This is a genomic window from Paracidovorax wautersii, assembly GCF_900113035.1.
In the GTDB taxonomy this organism is placed as follows: Bacteria; Pseudomonadota; Gammaproteobacteria; order Burkholderiales; family Burkholderiaceae_C; genus Paracidovorax; species Paracidovorax wautersii.
Map to the genome: position 1 here is coordinate 295122 of NZ_FONX01000003.1, position 19594 is coordinate 314715.

Sequence of the window (19594 nt, forward strand, 5' to 3'; positions counted from 1 at the left end):
ACAAGCGCCGCAACGCCGCAGACCGCCCGCCGACGTAGCTGCCCTTCGGGTTGGAGCGAAATCGGGCGATTGAACGCCCCGGCTGCTTGCATGGGCATGAGCCCATGCGGCGCATCCGAAGCATCCACTCATCCCGATTGCGCTCCAACGCGATCCCCTGCGAGATCGTAAACACGTTCTGAGCCGCCAAGCGCTGCAGGGCCCCCGCCCGCAGCGGCCCTCGCCTCACGCCGCCGCGCTGCCCTCGCCGCGCGGCAGGCGCACCTCGAACTCCGTCACTCCGCCCCGCGACTGCACCGTGATGCGGCCCTCGTGCGCCAGCACGATCTGGTGGACGATGTAGAGGCCCAGCCCCAGCCCGCGGTGCTTGCCCGGCGCGATCTGCTGGGCGCTGCCCCGGAACGGGTCGAAGAGATGGGGCAGCAGCTCCGGTGGGATGGTGCCGCCGTTGCTCGTGCGCAGCACCACCTCGTGCGGCGCGCTGCCGTCGAGCAGGAGGCTCACGGGCCGCTCGGGCGTGCCGTGGTGGATGGCGTTGCCCAGCAGGTTGGCGATGACCTGGCAGAGCCGCTCGGCATCCCACCAGCCGTGCAGGTCGCCCTGGCGCTGCAGGTCGATGGGCCGCTCGGGGTGGCTGTCGCGCAGCTCCTGGACGGTGCGCGCGGCGGCATCGGCCAGATCGGCCCGCTCGCTGCGGCTCATGGCGAGGCCGCCGGCCTGCCGCACCCGCGTCACGTCCAGCAGGTCTTCGATCATGCGGCTCATGCGCCGGCCGCTCGCCTGGATCTTGCCGGCCAGCAGCGGCACCTTGTCGGCATCGTGCGGGCGCTGCAGCACCAGGGCGGACGCCAGGATGGCGCTCAAGGGGCCGCGCAGGTCGTGGCTGAGCACGGCCATGAACATGTCGTTGACGCGCAGCGCCTCGGTGCGCTCCTGCAGCTCGCGGGCCAGCGCCAGCTTCTGCTGCTGCAGCTGGAAGAAGACGTTGGCCTTGTTGACCAGCATATGCGGGTCGATGGGCTTGTAGAGGAAGTCCACCGCACCCGATTCGTAGCCCTTGAACTGCCAGTTCTGGTCGCGCGAGCCGGCGGTCATGAAGATCAGCGGGATGTGCCGCGTGCGCTCGCTGCCGCGCAGCAGCTCCGCCAGCTCGAAGCCGTTCATCTCGGGCATCTGCACGTCCAGCAGCGCCAGGGCCACGTCGGTGTGCTGCAGCAAGAGTTCCAGCGCCTGCGGACCGGAGGCGGCCTTGAGGATGTCCACGTCGCACTGGCCCAGCAGCGCCTCCAGCGCGATCAGGTTCTCCTCGACGTCATCGACGATGAGGCACTTCACGCGCGGCGGCTGGGCCGCGGCGCCTGCGGGGGAAGCGGAGGAGGAGGAAGAGGGGGAAAGAATCACAGGCGTCTCCCTGAATGCCATTCGAGCAGCAGCGCAGCCATGCCCTCCGGCGTCAATAAGTGGCCCGGCTGCATCACGGCGAGTGCAGCCTCGGGCATGAAAGGCACGGCGCAGCTGGCCGGCGACTGCACCAGCGTGGTGCCGCCGGCCACCTGCACGGCAACCAGGCCCTGCGCACCGTCGGCGTTCGCGCCCGACAGCAGGATCGCCAGCAGCTGGCTGCCGCAGGCGTCGGCCGCGGTCTCGAACAGCACGTCGATCGACGGGCGCGAGAAATGCACCGGCTCATCGACCGAGAGCGCCAGCGTGGGGCCGGCATCCAGCAGCAGATGGTAGTCGGGCGGGGCGAAGTAGATGGTGCCGGGCTCGAGCGGCTCCTTGTCCTGCGCCTCGCGCACCGGCAGGGCGCAGCGCGGCTGGAAGATCTGGCAGAGCAGGCTGGGCCGCTCGCGGGGCAGATGCACCACCACCACCACGGTCGCGCGCAGCGTGGCGGGCAGCGCCGGCAGCAGCACGCCGAGCGCGTCGATGCTGCCGGCCGAGCCGCCGATCACCACCACCTGCAGGCGCTCTTGCGGCAGCGCGGCCGGTGCACCGCCCGCGCACCCCTCATCGCCCGGCGCGGTCACAAACCGGCCTTCTTGCGGTAGATGCGCTCTTCGGGCACGAATTCGTCGAAGTTCGGCGCCTGGGTGGAAAAGCGCAGCGACTCCTTGGAGCCCAGCCCCAGGAAGCCCTTGTGGCAGAGCGCCTCTTCGAAGAGCGAGAGGGCGCGGTTCTGCAGGTCGCGGTCGAAATAGATCAGCACGTTGCGGCACGACACCAGCTGCATCTCGGCGAACACGCTGTCGGTGGCGAGGCTGTGGTCGGAAAACACGATGTGCCGGCGCAGCGTCTTGTCGATCAGCATGCGGCCGTAGGCGGCGGTGTAGTGCTCCGAGAGGGAGCTGCGCCCGCCGGAGGCGGCATGGTTCTCGGTGAAGCCGCGCGCGCGCTCGATGTCGTAGATGCCGGCCTCGGCCTTCTGCAGCGCTGTGGCGTTGATGTCGGTGGCGTAGATCAGCGTGCGTTCGAGCAGGCCCTCCTCGCGCAGCAGGATGGCGAGCGAATACACCTCCTCGCCCGTGCTGCAGCCGGCCACCCAGATCTTGAGCGAAGGGTAGGTGCGCAACAGCGGCACGACCTTCTCGCGCAGGGCCCTGAAGTAGGCCGGGTCGCGGAACATCTCGCTGACCTGCACGGTGAGGTATTCCAGCATGGCCGGGAACACCTCGGGCTCGTGCAGCACCAGGTGCTGCAGCTGCGACAGCGTGCGGCAGTCGAAGCGCGTGAGCGCCGTCTGCAGGCGCCGCTTGAGCGAGGCCTGCGCGTAGCCGCGGAAGTCGTAGTGGTAGCGGTGGTAGATCGCCTCGATCAGCAGCTGCTGCTCGATGTCGAAGGTCTTCTTGCGCTGCGGCACGGCGGCCTCCCTCTCCATCAGCATCATTTGGGCATCCACACGCGCACCAGGGAGAGCAGCTTCTCGACGTCGAGCGGCTTGGCGATGTAGTCGTTGGCGCCGGCGGCGAGGCACTTCTCCTGGTCGTCCTTCATGGCCTTGGCGGTGAGGGCGATGATCGGCAGGCGGCGCCATTCGGTGCGCTTGCGGATCTCGGCCATGGCGGTGAAGCCGTCCATCTCCGGCATCATGATGTCCATCAGCACCATGTCCACCGGCGTGCCGCCGGCGGCATGGGCGCGCTCCAGCGCTTCCAGGGCCTCGCGCCCGTTGCGGGCGATCTCCACGCGCGCGCCGGTCGGCTCCAGCACGCTGGAGAGCGCGAACACGTTGCGCACGTCGTCTTCCACGATCAGGATGGTGCGGCCCTCGAAGCTGGAGTCGCGGTCGCGCGCGACCTGCAGCATCTTGCGGCGCTCCACCGGCAGGGCCGATTCCACTTGGTGCAGGAACAGCGTGACCTCGTCCAGCAGGCGCTCGGGCGAGCGCGCGTCCTTGATGATGATGGACTTGGAGAAGCGCCGCAGCTGCTGCTCCTCGGCCGCCGTGAGCGAGCGGCCCGTATAGACGATGACCGGCGGGAAGGCCACGTCGTCCTGGCTGGCCATCTGCTCGAGCAGCTCGTAGCCGCTCAGGTCGGGCAGATTCAGGTCCATCACCATGCAGTCGAAGGTGCTGGTGCGCAGCAGCTCCAGCGCGCGGCGGGCGGTGTCGGCGCCGACGATCTCCACGTCGCCGTTGGCCAGCAGATGGCCCACGCTCTCGCGCTGGCGCTGGCGCTCGTCGTCCTCCACCACCAGCACGCGGCGCAGGCTCTGCGTGAACTTGGCCTCCATGCGCTCGAGCGCCTGCACCAGTTCCTCGCGCTTGACCGGCTTGAGCGCATAGCCCATGGCGCCGCGGCCCAGGGCTTCCTGCGCATAGTCGGCCACCGACACCACATGCACCGGAATGTGCCGGGTCGCCGGGTTGCGCTTGAGCTGGTCGAGCACGCCCAGGCCGGAGAAGTCGGGCAGGTTCATGTCGAGCACAACGGCGTGGGGCCGGTATTCGAGCGCCGCCGCCAGGCCTTCGCCGCCGGCATGCGCGACCACGCACTGGAAGCCCATCTCGCGCGCCAGGTCGTAGAGGATGCGGGCGAAGCGCGGATCGTCCTCGATGACCAGCATCGTGCGCTGGCCGGATACGAGCTGGTCGCGGTCGTCCTTCACGCTGCCGGGGCGGCGCGGCACGGCGGGCTCGGGCAGCACCGCATCCGGGGGCAGCGCCAGCGCGTCCGTAGCCATGGGGGCCGGCGCAGGCATGGCCCGCGGCGCGGCGGGAGCGGGCGTGGCGGCCGCCGCAGGCGTCTGTTTCTCGGGCACGCTGGCCGCCTCGGGCGCCTGCACGGGCAGCAGCAGCGTGAAGGTGCTGCCCTGCCCCGGCGCGCTCTGCACGCGGATGCTGCCGCCCAGCAGCTGGGCGAGGTCGCGCGAGATCGACAGGCCCAGGCCCGTGCCGCCGTATTTGCGGTGGGTGCTGCCGTCGGCCTGGCGGAAGGCCTCGAAGATCAGTTCCTGCTGGTGCTCGGCGATGCCGATGCCCGTGTCCTTCACTTCGAAGGCCACCATGCCGTCGGCCTGCGGCAGCACGCGCAGGGTGACCTCGCCCTGCTCGGTGAACTTGAGCGCGTTCGACAGCAGGTTCTTGAGCACCTGGCCCAGGCGCTGCGGGTCGGTCTGGATGGTGGCGGGCACGGCCGGGTCCACGCTGGAATCCAGGCGCAGGCCCTTGTCCTCGGCCAGCGCGCGCAGCGGCTCGACCCAGCCCTGCACCGAGCGCGCGACATGGACCGTCTCCACCGTGATGGAGGCTTGCCCGGCCTCGATCTTGGACAGGTCGAGGATGTCGTTGATGAGGGCCAGCAGGTCGTTGCCCGCGCCCAGGATGGTCTGCGCATAGCGCACCTGGTCCGGCGTCAGGTTGCCCTGCTTGTTGTCGGACAGCAGCTTGGCCAGGATCAGGCTGGAATTGAGCGGCGTGCGCAGCTCGTGGCTCATGTTGGCGAGGAATTCGCTCTTGTACTGGCTGGCCAGCTCCAGGTCGCGGGCCTTGTCGCTCAGCGCGTCCTGCGCGCGCAGCAGCTGCTGCTTCTGGTATTCGAGCTGCTGGGTCTGCTCTTCCAGCTGGGCATTGGTCTGCTCCAGCTCGGCCTGCTGCGCCTCCAGCTGGGCCTGCGACTCCTGCAGCACGCGGCTTTGCTGCTCCAGCTCTTCGTTGCTGACGCGCAGTTCCTCCTGCTGGGCCTGCAGCTCCTCGGACTGGCGCTGGGTCTCGGACAGCAGCGCCTCCAGCTGCGTGCGGTCGATGGCCGAACGCATCGACAGCGCCACCTGCTCGGCCGCGCGCTGCAGGAAGTCGATGTCCGTGCGCGTGAGCTTGCGCAGGAAGCCCAGCTCGATCAGCCCGTGCACCGCGCCATGCAGCAGCGCGGGCACGATGACGACTTCCGTCGGCAGGCCCCGGCCCAGGCCGGAGGTGATGGGCAGGTAGCTCGGCGGCACGTCGCGCACGTGCAGCAGCTCGCGCGACTGCGCGGCCTGGCCCAGCAGGCCTTCGCCCTTGGCCACGCGATTCTTGTGCTGGCCGTCTTCCAGGCCATAGCCGCCCATGCGCTGGAAGAGGCCGTGGCCTTCGGTCACGTAGGCCGCGCCCACCTTGGCATCCAGCCGCTGCGCGAGGAATTCCACCACCCGCTGGCCCAGTTCCTCCAGGCGATGGTCGCCCTGCAGGCGCGCGCTCAGCGCCACCAGGCCGCTCTTGATCCAGTTCTCGCGCGCCTTGTTGCGGTGGTCCAGCGCCGTCATGGCCGCGGAAACGCAGATCATCAGCAGCAGCACCAGTGCGCTGCCCCAGGTGAAATAGGCGGCGAAGGAGGCCGCGTTCTCCCATTCGCTGCGGCGGTCGTCCAGCGAATCGCGCTCGGCCGCCAGCATCTGCTGCAGCACGGCGCGGATGTCGTTCATCACGACCAGGCCTTCGTCGCTCTGCACCACGGCCAGCGCCGCCTCGGTCTGGCCGGCGCGCTGCAGCTCCACGGTACGGCGCAGCTCCGCCATCTTGACGTTGGTCAGGGCCTCGACCCGGTCCAGCCGGGCGAGCTGCTCGGCGCTGTCGGCCAGCAGCCGGCGCAGCACGGTGAACTCCTGGCTCAGCGCCGACACGGAGGCCGAGTACGGGTCCAGGTAGCGGTCCTTGCGGGTCAGCAGGTAGCCGCGCTGGCCCGTCTCCGCGTTCTGGAGCGTGGACAGCACGGCCTGCACCTGCGATATGACCTCCACCCCCGCATTGATGCGGCCCACGGCCACGGCCCGGTACTGGCTGCTCTGGTAAGTGAATACCGCGATCACCACCGTGGCCAGGGCGGCCAGCATGAAGCCGATGAACAGGCGCAGCGGCATGGTCGGGCGCTCCAGGCGCCGCATGTCTTCATCCACAAAGGGGGTCACGGGAGAGGTCGGTAAAAAGAATGGTGGCGGATGATAGGGTTGGGCCGCCCGCCCGCTTGTAGGCAAAGACCTGCAAACCGCCTCCCCCGGCCCCGGCGCGCGAATGCGGCAGCCGCCTGCCCGCCAGATGGTGCAGGGATTGTTTAGAAGGGCGCGGACGCGTCGTGATCGCCCAGGGCCTGCAGCCGCGCGCGCAGCGCGGCGTTCTCGGCCGTGAGGGCGGCCACGCGTTCGCGCAGGGCCTGCAGTTCGTCGGCCGGGGCGGCGGCACTGGCGCCGCCTTCGGGCGCTGCCGCGCTCTCGTCGGCAGCAGCGGTGGCGGCCGGCTTGCGCTTGGCTTCGCGCACGCGCTTGGCGGCCTGGCGCAGCTCGTCCTTGCCGGCGGTGGCTGCCGCCACCTGCTCTTCCTGCGGCAGCGTGGCCACGGCCGCCGCGGCGTTGATGGAGATCACGCCGGACTTCACCGCCTCCACCACCTCGGGCGCGGCCTGGCTGCGGATCTTCTCGATCATCACCACCTGGTTGCTGCTGATGCGGGCCGCACGGGCGATGGCCTCTCGGCTGGCCAGCGATTCCTCGCCACCGGCGGCGGCGGGAGCCGCAGCGGGTGCGGCTTCGGCCGCCGGCGCATCGCCCTCGGCCGGGGCGGCTGCCGCTGCCCGCGCCTGGCGCGCCTGCACGATCTCCTTCTTGCGCAGGGCCAGCACGCCGCGCTGGAAATCCGACACGCTGCGCCGGCCCAGGTGCTGGTCGATCATCCAGAGGTGCACGTCTTCCATGGTCTGGAAGCGCGTGGCCTGCACCGTGTTGAACGGCAGGCCGTGCTTGGTGCAGATGCCGTAGCGGTTGTGGCCGTCGATCAGCAGGTCGCCCCAGAGCACCAGCGCATCGCGGCAGCCCTCGGCGAGGATGCTGCGCTCCAGCGCCTCGTGCTCCTGGGGGGTGAGCGGGTCGATGTAGGCCTTGAGTTCTTCGTTGACGACGATGTTCATGATGGGCGGTGGCCGGCGCTGCCCGGCGGCAAAGGGCGCGATTCTAGTGTCCCGGGTCGGAGCCGGTGGCTGGCAGCGCGCCACCAGGCGCATCGGCGAAGGCGCGGCCCGGGTGACGCCGTTCGCCGAACGCGCGGGGTATAGCCGGCGGGCGGGCCGGCGCCGTGGTGTATCTTGCGCACAACCCCGCGGAAACCACGCCACACCCTCACGCCCCAGGCAGCCCCGGTCATGGCATCGCGGCACAATGGGTCCGGCCACGAGACGTATTTCTGCCTCATGCAACGCATTTCGACCCTGAACATCGTGGACATGCTGCTCGACGCCGTGTGCGTCGTCGAGCTGGACAGCACCATCGTCTTCGTGAGCGCTGCCTTCGAGCGCATCTTCGGCTATGCGCCGCCGGAGGTGGTCGGCAAGCGCATGCTCGACATGGTGCACCCCGACGACCTGCCCGTGACCCAGACGCAGGCGCAGAACGTCAACGCCGGCGAGCTCCAGCTGCACTTCGAGAACCGCTACATCCGCAAGGACGGGCGCGTCGCCCACATCCGCTGGACGGCGCGCTGGATCGAGGAACACCAGGTGCGCCTGGCCGTGGCGCACGACATCACCGAGCGCAAGGCCACCGAGGCGCTGCAGGCGGCCATCTACGACATCTCGGAGGCGGCGCACGCCGAGCAGACGCTGGAGTCGCTGCTCGCGCGCATCCACCGGATCATCGGCCGGCTGCTGCCCGCCACCAATCTCTCCGTGGCGCTCTACGACGCCGCGGCGCAGACGCTGAGCTTCCCTTACTACGCCGACACGCACCACCCGGCCCCGCCGCCCCTGCCGCTGGCCCAGGCGCCGCTGTGCGCGGAGGTGATCCGCACCGGGGCCGCGCTGCTGCTCACGCCCGACACCCCGGCGGCGCTCAAGGCCCACCTGCCCGTGCCGCAGCCGCATTCCTGGCTGGGCGTGCCGCTGCAGACCTCCAATGGCGCGCTGGGCGTCATCGGCGTGCTGGTGCTGCAGGGCTATTCCGACAAGGCGATCTATACCGCCAAGGACCAGGAGCTGCTGCAGTTCATTTCCACCCAGGTGACGGCCGCCATCGAGCGCAAGCAGATGCTCGAACGCCTGCGGCACATGGCGCAGTACGACCCGCTCACCCAGCTGCCCAACCGCCAGCTGTTCCTGGACCGCCTCAAGACCGCGCTGGCGCGGGCCCGGCGCGACCAGCAGCCGCTGTCGCTGCTGTTCATCGACCTGGACCGCTTCAAGGAGGTGAACGACACGCTGGGCCACGCCATGGGCGATTTGCTGCTGCAGGGCGTGGCGCAGCGCCTGCTGGAATGCGTGCGCGCCTCCGACACGGTGGCCCGGCTGGGTGGCGACGAGTTCGTGGTGCTGATCGAGGGCTGCCACCTGGCCGAGCATGCCGCCGGCACGGCCGAGAAGGTCCGGCTCGCCTTCGACCAGGCGTTCGATCTCGAAGGCAACCGCCTGCACATCCGGCCCAGCATCGGCATCGCGAGCTACCCGGACCACGGCGATGAGGAACACCGCCTGCTGGTGCATGCCGACGAGGCGATGTATGAGTCCAAGAAAAGCGGCGGCAACCGCGTGTCCGTGGCTTACGCCCCAGGGGCGCGCCCGCAGCCGGCCATCGCGCCACCCGCCAGCGCGGCCGGTCAGTAGCCTGCCGGCACCGGCCAGACCCGCCCGCCGCCCACGGCGAAGAGGCGCCGCCCCGGCTCCGCAGCCAGCGCCGCGCTGCCGGTGAAGAGCCCGAAGGCCGGCAGCAGCGTGAGCCGCTCCGTCACCGCGAAGCACGGCAGCCGCACCGCATCGCGCCCCGGCCCGCGCAGCACGGTGGAGGGATGCACGTGGCCCGCCAGCACATGCTGGGTGGCATGTTGCTGCGGGTGGTGGCAGCCGGCGAAGGGGCCGGCGTGCCAGGGCTCGTCCACCACGGCGATGTCCAGGCTGGGTGGCGGGTCGCCCGCATGGCTGTCGTGGTTGCCGCGCACCAGCGCCATGGCGACGCCGGCATGCTGCGCGCGCCAGCCGGCCAGCGCGGCCAGCAGCGCGGGGTTCTGCGCCTCGGCCGCGTGCAGGAAGTCGCCCAGCACCGCCAGCCGCTGCGCCGCCAGGCCGTCCAGCAGGGCCGTCAGCCGCTGCAGGTTGCCTTGCGTCGTGCCGCCCGGCACGGGAATGCCGCGCGCGCGGAAGGTGGCGGCCTTGCCCAGATGCACGTCGGCCACGAACACGGTGCCGGCGGCGGGCCACCACAGGGCGCGCTCGGGCAGCAGGTGCACGGCTTCGCCCGCGATCTGCAGGGCATGGGCGCCGGCCAGCGGATCGGGCACGAAGGGCGCGGTTGCGGAGACGGAGGGCATGCCGCCGATGGTAGCCAGGCGCTTCAGAACGTGTTCACGATCTCACAGGCGCGGCAAGGGGCGCGAGGGCTTGCGCTCGCGGCGCGGCCGGCGCGGGCTGGCGTCGCCCTCGGGCGCATCGGCGCTGGTGAGCGAGAAGTCGAGCATGCGCCGCACCGAGGCGGCAGCGGCCTGCAGCGGGCCGGGCTCCACCGGCTCCACGGCCTCTGCAGCCTCTGGCGCGGCCGTTCCCGCCTTGCCCGCCGTGCGGCGCCTGCGGGGTCGCTCGGGCGGATCGGCGGGCACCACGTCCTGCACGCGCGGGGCGGCGGGTTCGCCCTCGCCGGCCGGCACGTCGGCCGCGCCGTCGAGCTGGGCGAGCATGCGGGCGATGCGGTCGGCCAGGTCTTCGTTGCTGAGCTTTTCGCGGAAGCGCTCCACCATCAGCGGAAAGGCGAAGGGGCTGGGCCGCACCAGCGCCCGCACTTCGAGCCGCTGCCCCTGCATGCGGCGCAGCGCGGCCAGCAGCTGGGCCACGTCCAGTTCCTGGCTCAGCACCTCTTCGTCGGCCTGGCGCAGCAGCAGGTTGGCCGCGTCGTACTGCCGGAAGACCTCGAAGAAGAGCTGCGACGAGGCCTGCAGCTGGCGGGCGCTGCGGCGCTCGCCCGGGTGGCTCTGGAAGATGAGGCCGGCCACGCGGGCGATCTCGCGGAAGCGCCGGCGCGCCATCTCGGTGGCGTTGAGGCTGGCCAGCACCTCGTGCAGCAGGGCGCGGCGGGCGGCGGCGCCCTCTTCCGCGTCGGCATCGGCATCTACCTCGGCCAGGGCGTTGGCCGTGTTGCGGATGGCCAGGGCCTCGTCGGCGCCCAGGCCGGCGGCGTCGTCTTCGGCCGGCGGCCCGGACGCCTCGGTGCGCAGCAGGCCGGGCAGCAGCGCGGCCCAGTCGCGCTCGGTGGCGCTGAGCAGTTCCAGGCCGTAGTCGTTCACGGCGATGGAAAAGGTGCCGGCCTGGCCCTGCGCGGCGCGCCAGGCGAACAGGCTGGCCAGTCCGGTGTGGGCGTGCCGGCCGGCGAAGGGGTAGAGAAAGAGGTGCCAGCCTTCGCGCGTGCGCAGGGTTTCCGCCAGCAGGGTGCCGGGCGTGGGCAGGGCCGACCAGCGCTGCTGCACCTCCAAGAGCGGGCGCACGCAGCGCAGTTCGGGCTCGCCGAAGTCGCCGGCCGCGGCGCGGGCCAGCTGGCGCACCACGAAGTCGGCCAGCACGGTGGACAGGGGCATGCGCGAGCCACCCCAGCGCGGCACGGTGGGCCGCCCGCGCGCGGCGCGGCGCACGTAGGCGGTCATGTCCTCGATCCTCACCAGCTCCAGCACGTTGCCCGCGAACACGAAGCAGTCGCCGGGCGAGAGGCGCGAGAGGAAGCTCTCTTCCATGCTGCCCAGCCGGGCGCCGTGCAGCACCTGCACGCTCATGCTGGCGTCGCTCACGATGGTGCCGATGTTGGCGCGGTGGCGGCGCGCGAGGCGCGGGCTGGGCATGCGCCAGACGCCGTCATCGCCCGGCGCCACGCGCTGGTAGTCGGGATAGACGGCGAGCGAGGGGCCGCCCCGGTGGACGAAGTCCAGGCACCACTGCCAGACCTCGCGCGGCAGGTCGCGGTAGGCGGCCGTGCGGCGCACTTCGGCGTAGAGCGCCTCGGGCTCGAAGCCGCCGCCCAGGGCCACGGTGACCAGGTGCTGCACCAGCACATCGACCGGGCGGCGCGGGCTGGCGCGCATCTCGACCTGGCCGGCGCGCACGGCGGCGCGGGCGGCGGCGGCCTCCACCAGCTCCAGGCTGTGGGTGGGCACCAGGGTGATGCGCGAGGGCCGCCCAGGCGCATGGCCCGATCGTCCGGCGCGCTGCAGGAGGCGCGCCACGCCCTTGGCCGAGCCGATCTGCAGCACGCGCTCCACGGGCAGGAAGTCCACGCCCAGGTCCAGGCTGCTGGTGCAGACCACGGCGCGCAGGCGGCCGGCCTTGAGGCCCGCCTCCACCCATTCGCGCACCGCCCGGTCCAGCGAGCCGTGGTGGATGGCCAGCTCGCCCGCCCAGTCGGGCCGCGCATCGAGGATGGCCTTGTACCAGAGCTCGGCCTGCGAGCGCACGTTGACGAAGACCAGGGTGGTGCCCGACGAAGCCAGCTCACGCACCACGGCCGGCAGCATGGCCAGGCCCAGGTGGCCGGCCCACGAAAAGCGCTCGGGATGGTCGGGCAGCAGCGTGTCCACCACCAGGCGCTTGTCCACCTGGCCCTGCACCAGCACGCCCGGGGGCCGGCCGGCCTCGGGCTCGCCCAGCAGGGCCTGCATCGCCTCGGGCAGGTTGCCGAGCGTGGCCGACATGCCCCAGACGCGCAGCGCAGGGTTCCAGCCGCGCAGCCGGGCGATGGCCAGCTGCACCTGCACGCCGCGCTTGTTGCCCAGCAGTTCGTGCCATTCGTCGGCCACCACCAGCTGCACGGTGGCCAGCGTCTCGCGCGCATCGGCGCGGGCCAGCAGCAGCGACAGGCTCTCGGGCGTGGTCACCAGCACGGTGGGCAGGCGGCGCTGCTGGGCGCTGCGCTCGCCGCTGGTGGTGTCGCCGGTGCGGGCGCCGGCCGTCCAGCGGGCCAGCACGGGGTGGTCGGGCGCGAGCGCATCCAGCGGGGTCTGCAGGGCGCGCAGGGTGTCGGCGGCCAGGGCGCGCATGGGGGTGAGCCAGAGCACGGTGAGCGGCGCGGGCGTGGGCTTGCGCGCTTTCGCTATGCTTTCAATAGCTACATGCGCAGAATCCGCCTGCGCTGCGGCCCGTTTTCGTGCAGGTTTCGCATCGGCGAAGGCCTGCAGCGCACCGAGCCAGACGGCATAGGTCTTGCCCGCGCCGGTGGTGGCGTGCAGCAGTCCGCTCTGCCCGGCGGCGATGGCGCGCCAGACCTCGCGCTGGAAGGCGAAGGGCTTCCAGCCGCGTTCGGCGAACCAGCGGGAGACGAGCTGCCTGGCGGTCATGGCCTGCGATTATGGGCGCCGAATGCGCCTGCAGCCCTTGGAAATCAGGCTCAGGCAGCTATCAATACAAGAGCAAACCGCTGTCATCGATCGGCCTGTGGCAGCAGCGCGGACAGGGTCTGCAGGGAATCGGCCTCGGCCACGGGCTTGTCCTCGCGCCAGCGCAGCATGCGCGGAAAGCGCACGGCGATGCCGCTCTTGTGGCGCGCGCTGTGGGCGATGCCCTCGAAGCCCAGCTCGAACACCAGCGTGGGCCGCACGCTGCGCACGGGGCCGAAGGTCTCCACGGTGGTCTTGCGGATGATGGCGTCCACCCGCGCCATCTCGGCATCGGTCAGGCCCGAATAGGCCTTGGCGAAGGGCACGAGCTGGCGGCCGGGCGCCTCGGGCGGGCCGTCCCAGACGGCGAAGGTGTAGTCGCTGTAGAGGCTGGCGCGCCGGCCGTGGCCGCGCTGGGCATAGATCAGCACGGCATCGACCGAGAGCGGGTCGATCTTCCACTTCCACCAGACACCCACGTCCTTGGTGCGGCCCACGCCGTACTGCGCGCTGCGGGCCTTGAGCATCATGCCCTCCACGCCCAGGGCGCGGGCGCCCTCGCGCTGCTCGGCCAGCTGCTGCCAGGTGCCGCCCTGCAGCCGCGGGCTGGCGACCAGGGCCGGGTGCGGGTGGCGGGCGACGAGGGCTTCCAGCCGGGCGCGGCGCTCGTGCTGCGGCAGGGCACGCAGGTCTTGCCCGCCCTCTTCCAGCAGGTCGTAGGCCAGCAGCACCACGGGCAGATCGCGCAGCAGCCGGGGGCCCAGGGTCTTGCGGCCGATGCGCTTTTGCAGGTCGGCGAAGGGGCGCACGCGGGCCGGCGCGTCGCCCTCTGCGGCGCGCCAGACGACGATCTCGCCGTCCAGCACCGTGCCGGGCGGCAGCGCGTCGCCCAGGGCCTGGAGTTCGGGAAAGCGGTCGCTCACCAGTTCTTCGCCGCGCGACCAGAGCCAGGTGCCCTGGGCCGATCCGTCGGCCGCGGCACGGCGCACCAGCTGGGCGCGGATGCCGTCCCACTTCCATTCCACCAGCCAGTCGGCGGGCGGGCCCAGCGCGGCGTCGAACTGCTCCACCGGCAGCTGCAGCGGGTGGGCCAGGAAGAAGGGGTACGGATGGCCGCGCAGCTCGCCGTCGGCCGCGCCGTCGGTGCCGTCGTCGGCCGTGGCCGCCACCAGCCGCAGGTAATCGTCGGCCGTAGGCCGGGCGCCGATGTGGGTGTAGCCCATGAGGCGCTGGGCGATGCGCTTGGCATCGACGCCGCTCACCGCCGCCAGCGCCTGCGTGACCTGCAGCCGCGACACGCCCACGCGGAAGGCGCCGGTGATGAGCTTGAAATACACCAGCCGCTCATCGGGCGCGAGCGCCACCCACTGGCTTCGCAGCAGCGGCTGCAGCGCCTCGGGCGGCTGGCCGCGCAGGGGCAGCAGGTGCTGCTCCATCCAGTCGGCCAGGCCCAGCGCGTGGGTCTGCGCGGGCGGGGGCAGCAGCAGGGCGATGGTTTCGGCCAGGTCGCCCACGGCGTCGTAGCTTTCGTCGAACAGCCATTCGGGCAGGCCCGCCGCCTCGCGGGCGAAGGTGCGCAGCAGCTTGGTGGGCACCAGCTGGCGCGGCTTGCCGCCGGCCAGGAAATACACGGCCCAGGCCGCATCGCCCGGCGCGGCGGCACGCAGATAGGCCTGCAGCGCGGCCTGCTTGGCGAGGCTGGAGGTGCTGGCATCCAGCGCGTGGTAGAGCGCGGCGAAGTCCTTCATGGGCCGGGCGGCTCCGGCTCGGGTGTGGCGGCTTCCGGCGCGGCCTCGGCCGCTGCGGCGGGCTGCTCGTCCTCGTCGCCGTATTCGGTGTGGAAGGACTGCGCATCCAGCCCCTGCTCGCGCAGCCAGCGCACCAGGATGGAGACGCTGCCGTGGGTGACGAAGACGCGCTCGGCCCCCGTGGCGCCGATGGCCGACTGCAGGCCCGGCCAGTCGGCATGGTCGGACATGACGAAGCCCCGGTCCACCCCACGCCGCCGCCGCGTGCCGCGCAGCTGCATCCAGCCGCTGGCGAAGGCGTCGGAATGGCGGGCGAAGCGGCGCATCCACGGCGTGCCCTGGGCCGAGGGCGGTGCCAGCACCAGCGCCGTCTTCAGAAGCTGGGGCGTGACCTCGGGATCGGTGGCGCGCAGCGTGGGCGGCAGATCGACGCCGGCCGCGCGATAGACGGCATTGAGCGGCTCCACCGCGCCGTGGACCACGATGGGGCCGATGCTGCGGTCCACCCCGTGCAGGATGCGCTGGGCCTTGCCGAAGGCATAGCAGAAGAGCACCGAGGGGCGCCCCTCCTGCGCGTTGGCGCGCCACCAGGCGTCGATGCCGGCGAACAGCTCGGCCTGCGTGGGCCAGCGGTAGATGGGCAGGCCGAAGGTGGATTCGGTGATGAAGGTGTCGCAGCGCACGGGCTCGAAGGGGGTGCAGGTGCCGTCGTCCTGGGTCTTGTAGTCGCCCGAGGCGACCCACACGCGGCCCGCATGCTCCAGCCGCACCTGGGCCGAGCCCAGCACGTGGCCGGCCGGATGCAGCGAGAGCTTCACTCCGTGGTGCTCGATCGCCTCGCCGTAGGCCAGCGTCTGCAGGTCGATGCCCGCGCCCAGCCGCTGGCGCAGCGTGCCGGCGCTGTCGGTATGCGCCAGGTAATGGGCGTGGCCCATGCGGGCATGGTCGGAATGGCCGTGCGTGATGACCGCGCGTTCCACCGGCCGCCAAGGGTCGATGTAGAAGTCGCCGGCCGGGCAATACAGGCCCTGCGGCCGGGCGACGACGAGGTCGCCGGCGGACTCGCTGCCGGGCTGCTGCGGAGGGCTCAGCGCGGCAGGCGGCATGGAGTCACGAAAAGGGAGCAGCGCTCCGACGCACCCTGCCTGACCCCACGACCCAATGCCGTGTACGTAGTGAACGGTGCCTTCTGCGCTTGCATGGGGAGATTCTGGCCGGGCCCGCTGGGGCAGTGCGGCGGGCGCCGCCGCACGGTGATGTCAGCCGCCGCCTACGGGTGGGATGCGGTGCGCCGGCAGCTAGAGCAGCTCCGCCCGGCGGGGCATGTCGGCGCCCCGGCGCGAGCAGGTGATGGAAGCCGCCCGCGCGCCGAAGCGCAGCATGGCGCCCAGCTGGTGGGCATCGAGCGTGTCCAGCGCCTGAGCGCTCAGCCCGCCGTGCTCGGCCAGCCAGGTCAGCAGCGCGGCCTGGAAGGTGTCGCCCGCGCCCACCGTGTCCACCACATCCACCAGCAGCGACTGCGCCGCGGCATGGCCCTGGCGGTTCCAGGCCTCGCTGCCGGTGGCGCCGCGCGTGACCACCACCAGCCGCGCCCCCTGCGCCAGCCAGCGCTCGGCCACGTGGGCGGGCGATTCGTCGGGGTAGAGCAGGCCCAGGTCCTCGTCGCTGACCTTGACCAGGTCGGAGCGCCCCACCATCTCGCCCACCACGCTGCGCCAGCGCGCCACGTCGGGCTCGACGTTCAGGCGCACGTTGGGGTCGTAGGCGATGAGGCGGCGCCCGCGCTCGGCCGCCGCCAGGGCCTGCAAGGTGCCGCCCACCGGCTCCACCACCATGGAATACGAGCCGAACTGCAGCACCTGCGCCGCCTCGGGCAGCGCCGGCAGCGTGTGCGGGTGCAGCTGGCGGTCGGCCGCGCCATGGCCGTGGAAGGCGTAGCTGGGCACGCCGGCATGGTTGACGCTGACCACGCTGAGCGTGGTGGGCGCCGGGCTGTGGACCACCAGCGCCGCGCCCACGCCCTCGTCGCGCAGGGTCTGCAGCAGCCGCTCGCCGTACACGTCCTGCGAAAGGCCGGCCAGCAGCTGCACCGGCTGGCCCAGGCGCGCCAGCCCCACGGCCATGTTGAAGGGCGAGCCGCCCACGCGCGCGTCCAGCAGCAGCCCGGTGGGCGTGCTGTCGCGCACATAGACATCCATCAGCGCCTCACCGCAGACCACGAACATGTTGTTGCCCTCCCTCTTCGTCGTTGATGGCATCAGGCGCCGGCATAGTCGCGCTCGTCGCAGCGCGCCAGGTGCTCGCGCACCGGCTGGCGCAGCCAGTTCCAGAGCAGGCCGACGAAGAGCAGCGCGGCGAAGCCCGCCGCCAGCGCGAAGCCGTAGCGCATGCTGCCGAAGGCATCGGCCGCCAGCCCCATGGCGAACGGGCCGGCCGCCGCCGCCAGGCACGAGAAGAACAGGTTCAGCCCGGCCACGGCGCCGTGCTGCGAACGCGGCGCGCAGCTGATGCCCTTGGAGTTGAGCGTGGGGTAGAGCACCGACATGAACAGGCCCGACGCCGGCAGCAGATACACCGCCCAGGCCACGCCGCCCCAGAGCGCGCCGGCAAAGCACAGGGCGATCAGCAAGGCCATGGCGCAGGTCAGCAGCGACCATTCGACATGGCGCAGCAGCCAGCCGCCCAGGAAGCGGCCGATGGCGCGCAGCGCGAAGAACACCGGCAGCGCATAGGCCGCCAGCAGCGCCGCCGGGCCTGCGTAGCCCTGCAGCAGCGTGGGCAGCCAGACGTAGATGGCGCATTCCACCGCCACGTAGAAAAAGAGCGCGAGCGCGAAGCCCAGCACGTAGGGCTGGCGCATGAGGGCGAAGCACTGGCCCAGGCTGGCGCCGGGCGCGGCGCGGGTGGCGGGCACGGCGGCGGGCCGCTGCGGATAGCGCACGGCGGCGGCGGACACCACCAGCACCAGGGCCAGCACGGCGGCGGCCAGGTAGAGCCACTTCCAGGGCAGGCCGGCATGCAGCAGCCAGGTCACCAGGGCCGGGCCGATGATGGCGCCGATGGCGAAGAAGCCCTCCACCGTGTTCATGGTGGCGGTGTGCTCGCTGGTGGAGCGCGAGATGTCTCCGATCAGCGCCAGCGCCCCGGTCTTGAAGATGCCGATGGCCACGCCCGAGAGCATGAGCAGGCCGAGGAAGAAGCCGAAGCCGTCGCCCACCGCGAAGAGGCCGCTGGCGACCGCGAAGAGGCCCAGGCCCAGCAGGATGGTGGCCTTGCGCCCCCAGCGGTCGGCCAGGCCGCCCAGCAGGAACCCCGACAGCGCGATGGCCAGCATGGTGCCGTAGTGGAAGGCGCTCGCGGCCGTCATGCTCAGGCCGTAGGTGCGGATCACCTCGGGCAGGATCACGCCGACCGCGTCGGTCGTCATGGCGAAGATCAGGAACATCAGGCAGGTGAGCCAGCGCAGCTGGCGGGCCTGCTGCGGCAGGGTGGCGTTCGGGTTCATGGCGTTGTCTCCTCGTGATGTCTGGATGTCGTGGGCGCCGCGCCCTTCAGCGTGCGGCGTCCGGGCCGGCCACCACCCAGCGCGCGGGCTCGCCTTCCGGGCCGCCCTGCTGGGTGATGACGGCGCTGCGCGCGGCCAGGTCCACGTCCAGCCGGGCCTGGGCGGCGCCCTGCGTCCAGGCCAGCGACAGGTGGCCGGGCGCGGCGGGCAGCACGGCGAACTCGCCCGCGAACGCGGGGTGCTTGTTGCGCCAGGCGGCCAGCGCGAGCAGGCGGCGCACCATGGGCGTCTGCAGGCAGTCGCGCACTTCGGCGGCCGCGTAGTGGTGGCGGTTGATGTCGCGGCCCACGCGGGTGCGCTCCAGCAGCGCCATGTCGTTCACGCCGCCCAGCAGGCCCACGTAATAGACCTGCGGCACGCCGGGCGCGAAGAACTGGATGGCGCGCGCCGTCAGGTAGGCCTCGTCGTCGCGGGCGAGCGCGTCGTAGTAGGTGCAGTTGACCTGGTAGAGGTCCAGGTTGGAGGCCGCCGCGCCCGTGGCCTGGCGGCTCTGGCCGCCGCTGTGGGCGTGGATGGTTTCCACCAGCGCGTCGATGGCCTCGGGCGGCAGCAGGCCGGGCCTGCCGGTGGCGGCGTCCGCGCCCACGTCGATCACGCCGATGCCGTCGTGCGTGTCCAGCACCGTGACGGCGTTGCGCGGGCTGATGGCCAGCCAGCGCGCGAGCGGCCCGGCATCGGCCTGGAACAGCGCGTGCAGCACCAGCGGCGGCAGCGCGAAGTCATAGACCCGGTCCACCTTGGCCGCGATCTCGATCTGGGTCTGGTAGTAGCTGTGGATCTCCACCAGCACCTCCATGCCGAGGCCGCGCGCCTCTTCGCTCAGACGGCCGATGAAGTCGAAGGTCTCGGGGATCATGAAGCAGCTGGTGCCGGCCTTCTTGATGGCGTAGCCCGCCGCGTCGAGGCGGATCGCGCGCACGCCGGCCTGCTGGAAGCGCTGCAGGATGGCGCGCAGGTAGGCCTGGCCCTCGGGGTGCTGCACGTCGATGTCCACCTGCTGGGGCGTGAAGGTGGTCCAGAGCAGGCGCTTGTCGCCGTTGCCCAGGGTCACGCTGGTCAGCGGCAGGCCGGGGCGCGGGCGGTAGATGCGCAGCAGATCCTCTTCGCTCGCGCCTGCGGGGAACACGCTGCCGAGCGTGAGGAACATGCCGGCATAGGGCGAGGCATCGCCCTGGCGCAGGAAGTCCTGGAACTGCGGCGAGGCATCGGAGACGTGGTTGACGATCAGGTCGGCCATCAGCTCGACCCGCTCGCCCAAGGCGCGCACGTCGTCCCAGTCGCCCAGGCGCGGATCGACGGCGGTGTGGTCGCTGGGGTCGAAGCCGGCATCGGCCCCGTCGATGGGGTCGAAGAACGGCAGCACGTGCACCCCGCCGATGGCCTGCGCCAGCGGCCCCGCCAGCAGTTCGGCCAGGCCGGGGAAATGGCCTGCGAGGCGGTCTGCGTAGGTGATGAGCTGGACTTGGTTTTTCATGGGAA

13 protein-coding genes are annotated in these 19594 nt (G+C 71.7%); 1 reads left to right on the top strand and 12 read right to left on the bottom strand.

What is annotated here, in order from left to right:
* Positions 1–225 precede the first annotated feature (225 nt).
* From BM070_RS06280 to BM070_RS06300, 5 genes are all read right to left on the bottom strand, one after another.
* A complete protein-coding gene (locus tag BM070_RS06280) occupies positions 226–1401 on the bottom strand; it encodes a hybrid sensor histidine kinase/response regulator (protein WP_434803168.1) in 1176 nt (391 codons plus the stop codon).
* Entirely contained in the window at positions 1398–2030 is a 633-nt protein-coding gene (locus BM070_RS06285) for a chemotaxis protein CheB (RefSeq protein ID WP_434803169.1), read from the bottom strand. Before BM070_RS06285 ends, BM070_RS06280 begins: the two co-directional genes overlap by 4 nt.
* Positions 2027–2884: a CheR family methyltransferase gene (locus tag BM070_RS06290; RefSeq protein WP_245785134.1), complete on the bottom strand. Its 858-nt coding sequence runs from the start codon at positions 2882–2884 to the stop codon at positions 2027–2029. The genes BM070_RS06285 and BM070_RS06290 overlap by 4 nt, the downstream gene beginning before the upstream one ends.
* The gene (locus tag BM070_RS06295) at positions 2884–6339 is read right to left on the bottom strand and encodes a response regulator (RefSeq protein WP_092938934.1); all 3456 of its coding nucleotides are present in this window, start codon (positions 6337–6339) and stop codon (positions 2884–2886) included. Before BM070_RS06295 ends, BM070_RS06290 begins: the two co-directional genes overlap by 1 nt.
* Before the next feature lie 191 nt (positions 6340–6530).
* Positions 6531–7379 carry a plasmid replication/partition related protein gene (locus tag BM070_RS06300; protein ID WP_092938638.1) on the bottom strand — a complete coding sequence of 283 codons (849 nt, stop codon included), beginning with the start codon at positions 7377–7379 and terminating at the stop codon, positions 6531–6533.
* Between the two features lie 279 nt (positions 7380–7658).
* On the opposite strand from BM070_RS06300, the gene BM070_RS06305 reads away from it, so the two are divergent.
* On the top strand, positions 7659–9062 hold the full coding sequence (locus BM070_RS06305) for a diguanylate cyclase domain-containing protein (RefSeq protein WP_092938640.1): 1404 nt from the start codon (positions 7659–7661) through the stop codon (positions 9060–9062).
* Here the strand turns inward: BM070_RS06305 and pdeM are convergent.
* The 7 genes from pdeM to gtfA all read right to left on the bottom strand — a co-directional run bounded on the left by pdeM (position 9056) and on the right by gtfA (position 19589).
* Positions 9056–9763: a ligase-associated DNA damage response endonuclease PdeM gene (gene pdeM / locus BM070_RS06310; protein ID WP_092938642.1), complete on the bottom strand. Its 708-nt coding sequence runs from the start codon at positions 9761–9763 to the stop codon at positions 9056–9058. The genes BM070_RS06305 and pdeM overlap by 7 nt on opposite strands.
* A 42-nt stretch (positions 9764–9805) precedes the next feature.
* Positions 9806–12763, bottom strand: a complete 2958-nt coding sequence (locus tag BM070_RS06315) for a ligase-associated DNA damage response DEXH box helicase (RefSeq protein WP_092938644.1) — start codon at positions 12761–12763, stop codon at positions 9806–9808.
* 83 nt (positions 12764–12846) lie between these two features.
* Positions 12847–14550 (bottom strand): ATP-dependent DNA ligase, encoded by a 1704-nt coding sequence (locus tag BM070_RS06320; RefSeq protein WP_092938646.1) that lies wholly within the window; start codon positions 14548–14550, stop codon positions 12847–12849.
* Positions 14547–15656, bottom strand: coding sequence for a ligase-associated DNA damage response exonuclease (locus BM070_RS06325; protein ID WP_092938648.1), 1110 nt, complete (start codon positions 15654–15656; stop codon positions 14547–14549). Before BM070_RS06325 ends, BM070_RS06320 begins: the two co-directional genes overlap by 4 nt.
* Positions 15657–15848: 192 nt before the next feature.
* Positions 15849–16775, bottom strand: a complete 927-nt coding sequence (locus BM070_RS06330; protein ID WP_092938650.1) for a carbohydrate kinase family protein — start codon at positions 16773–16775, stop codon at positions 15849–15851.
* A 32-nt stretch (positions 16776–16807) separates the two neighbouring features.
* Positions 16808–18055: an MFS transporter gene (locus BM070_RS06335; protein ID WP_092938652.1), complete on the bottom strand. Its 1248-nt coding sequence runs from the start codon at positions 18053–18055 to the stop codon at positions 16808–16810.
* A 46-nt stretch (positions 18056–18101) separates the two neighbouring features.
* On the bottom strand, positions 18102–19589 hold the full coding sequence (gene gtfA, locus BM070_RS06340) for a sucrose phosphorylase (protein ID WP_092938654.1): 1488 nt from the start codon (positions 19587–19589) through the stop codon (positions 18102–18104).
* Positions 19590–19594 lie beyond the last annotated feature (5 nt).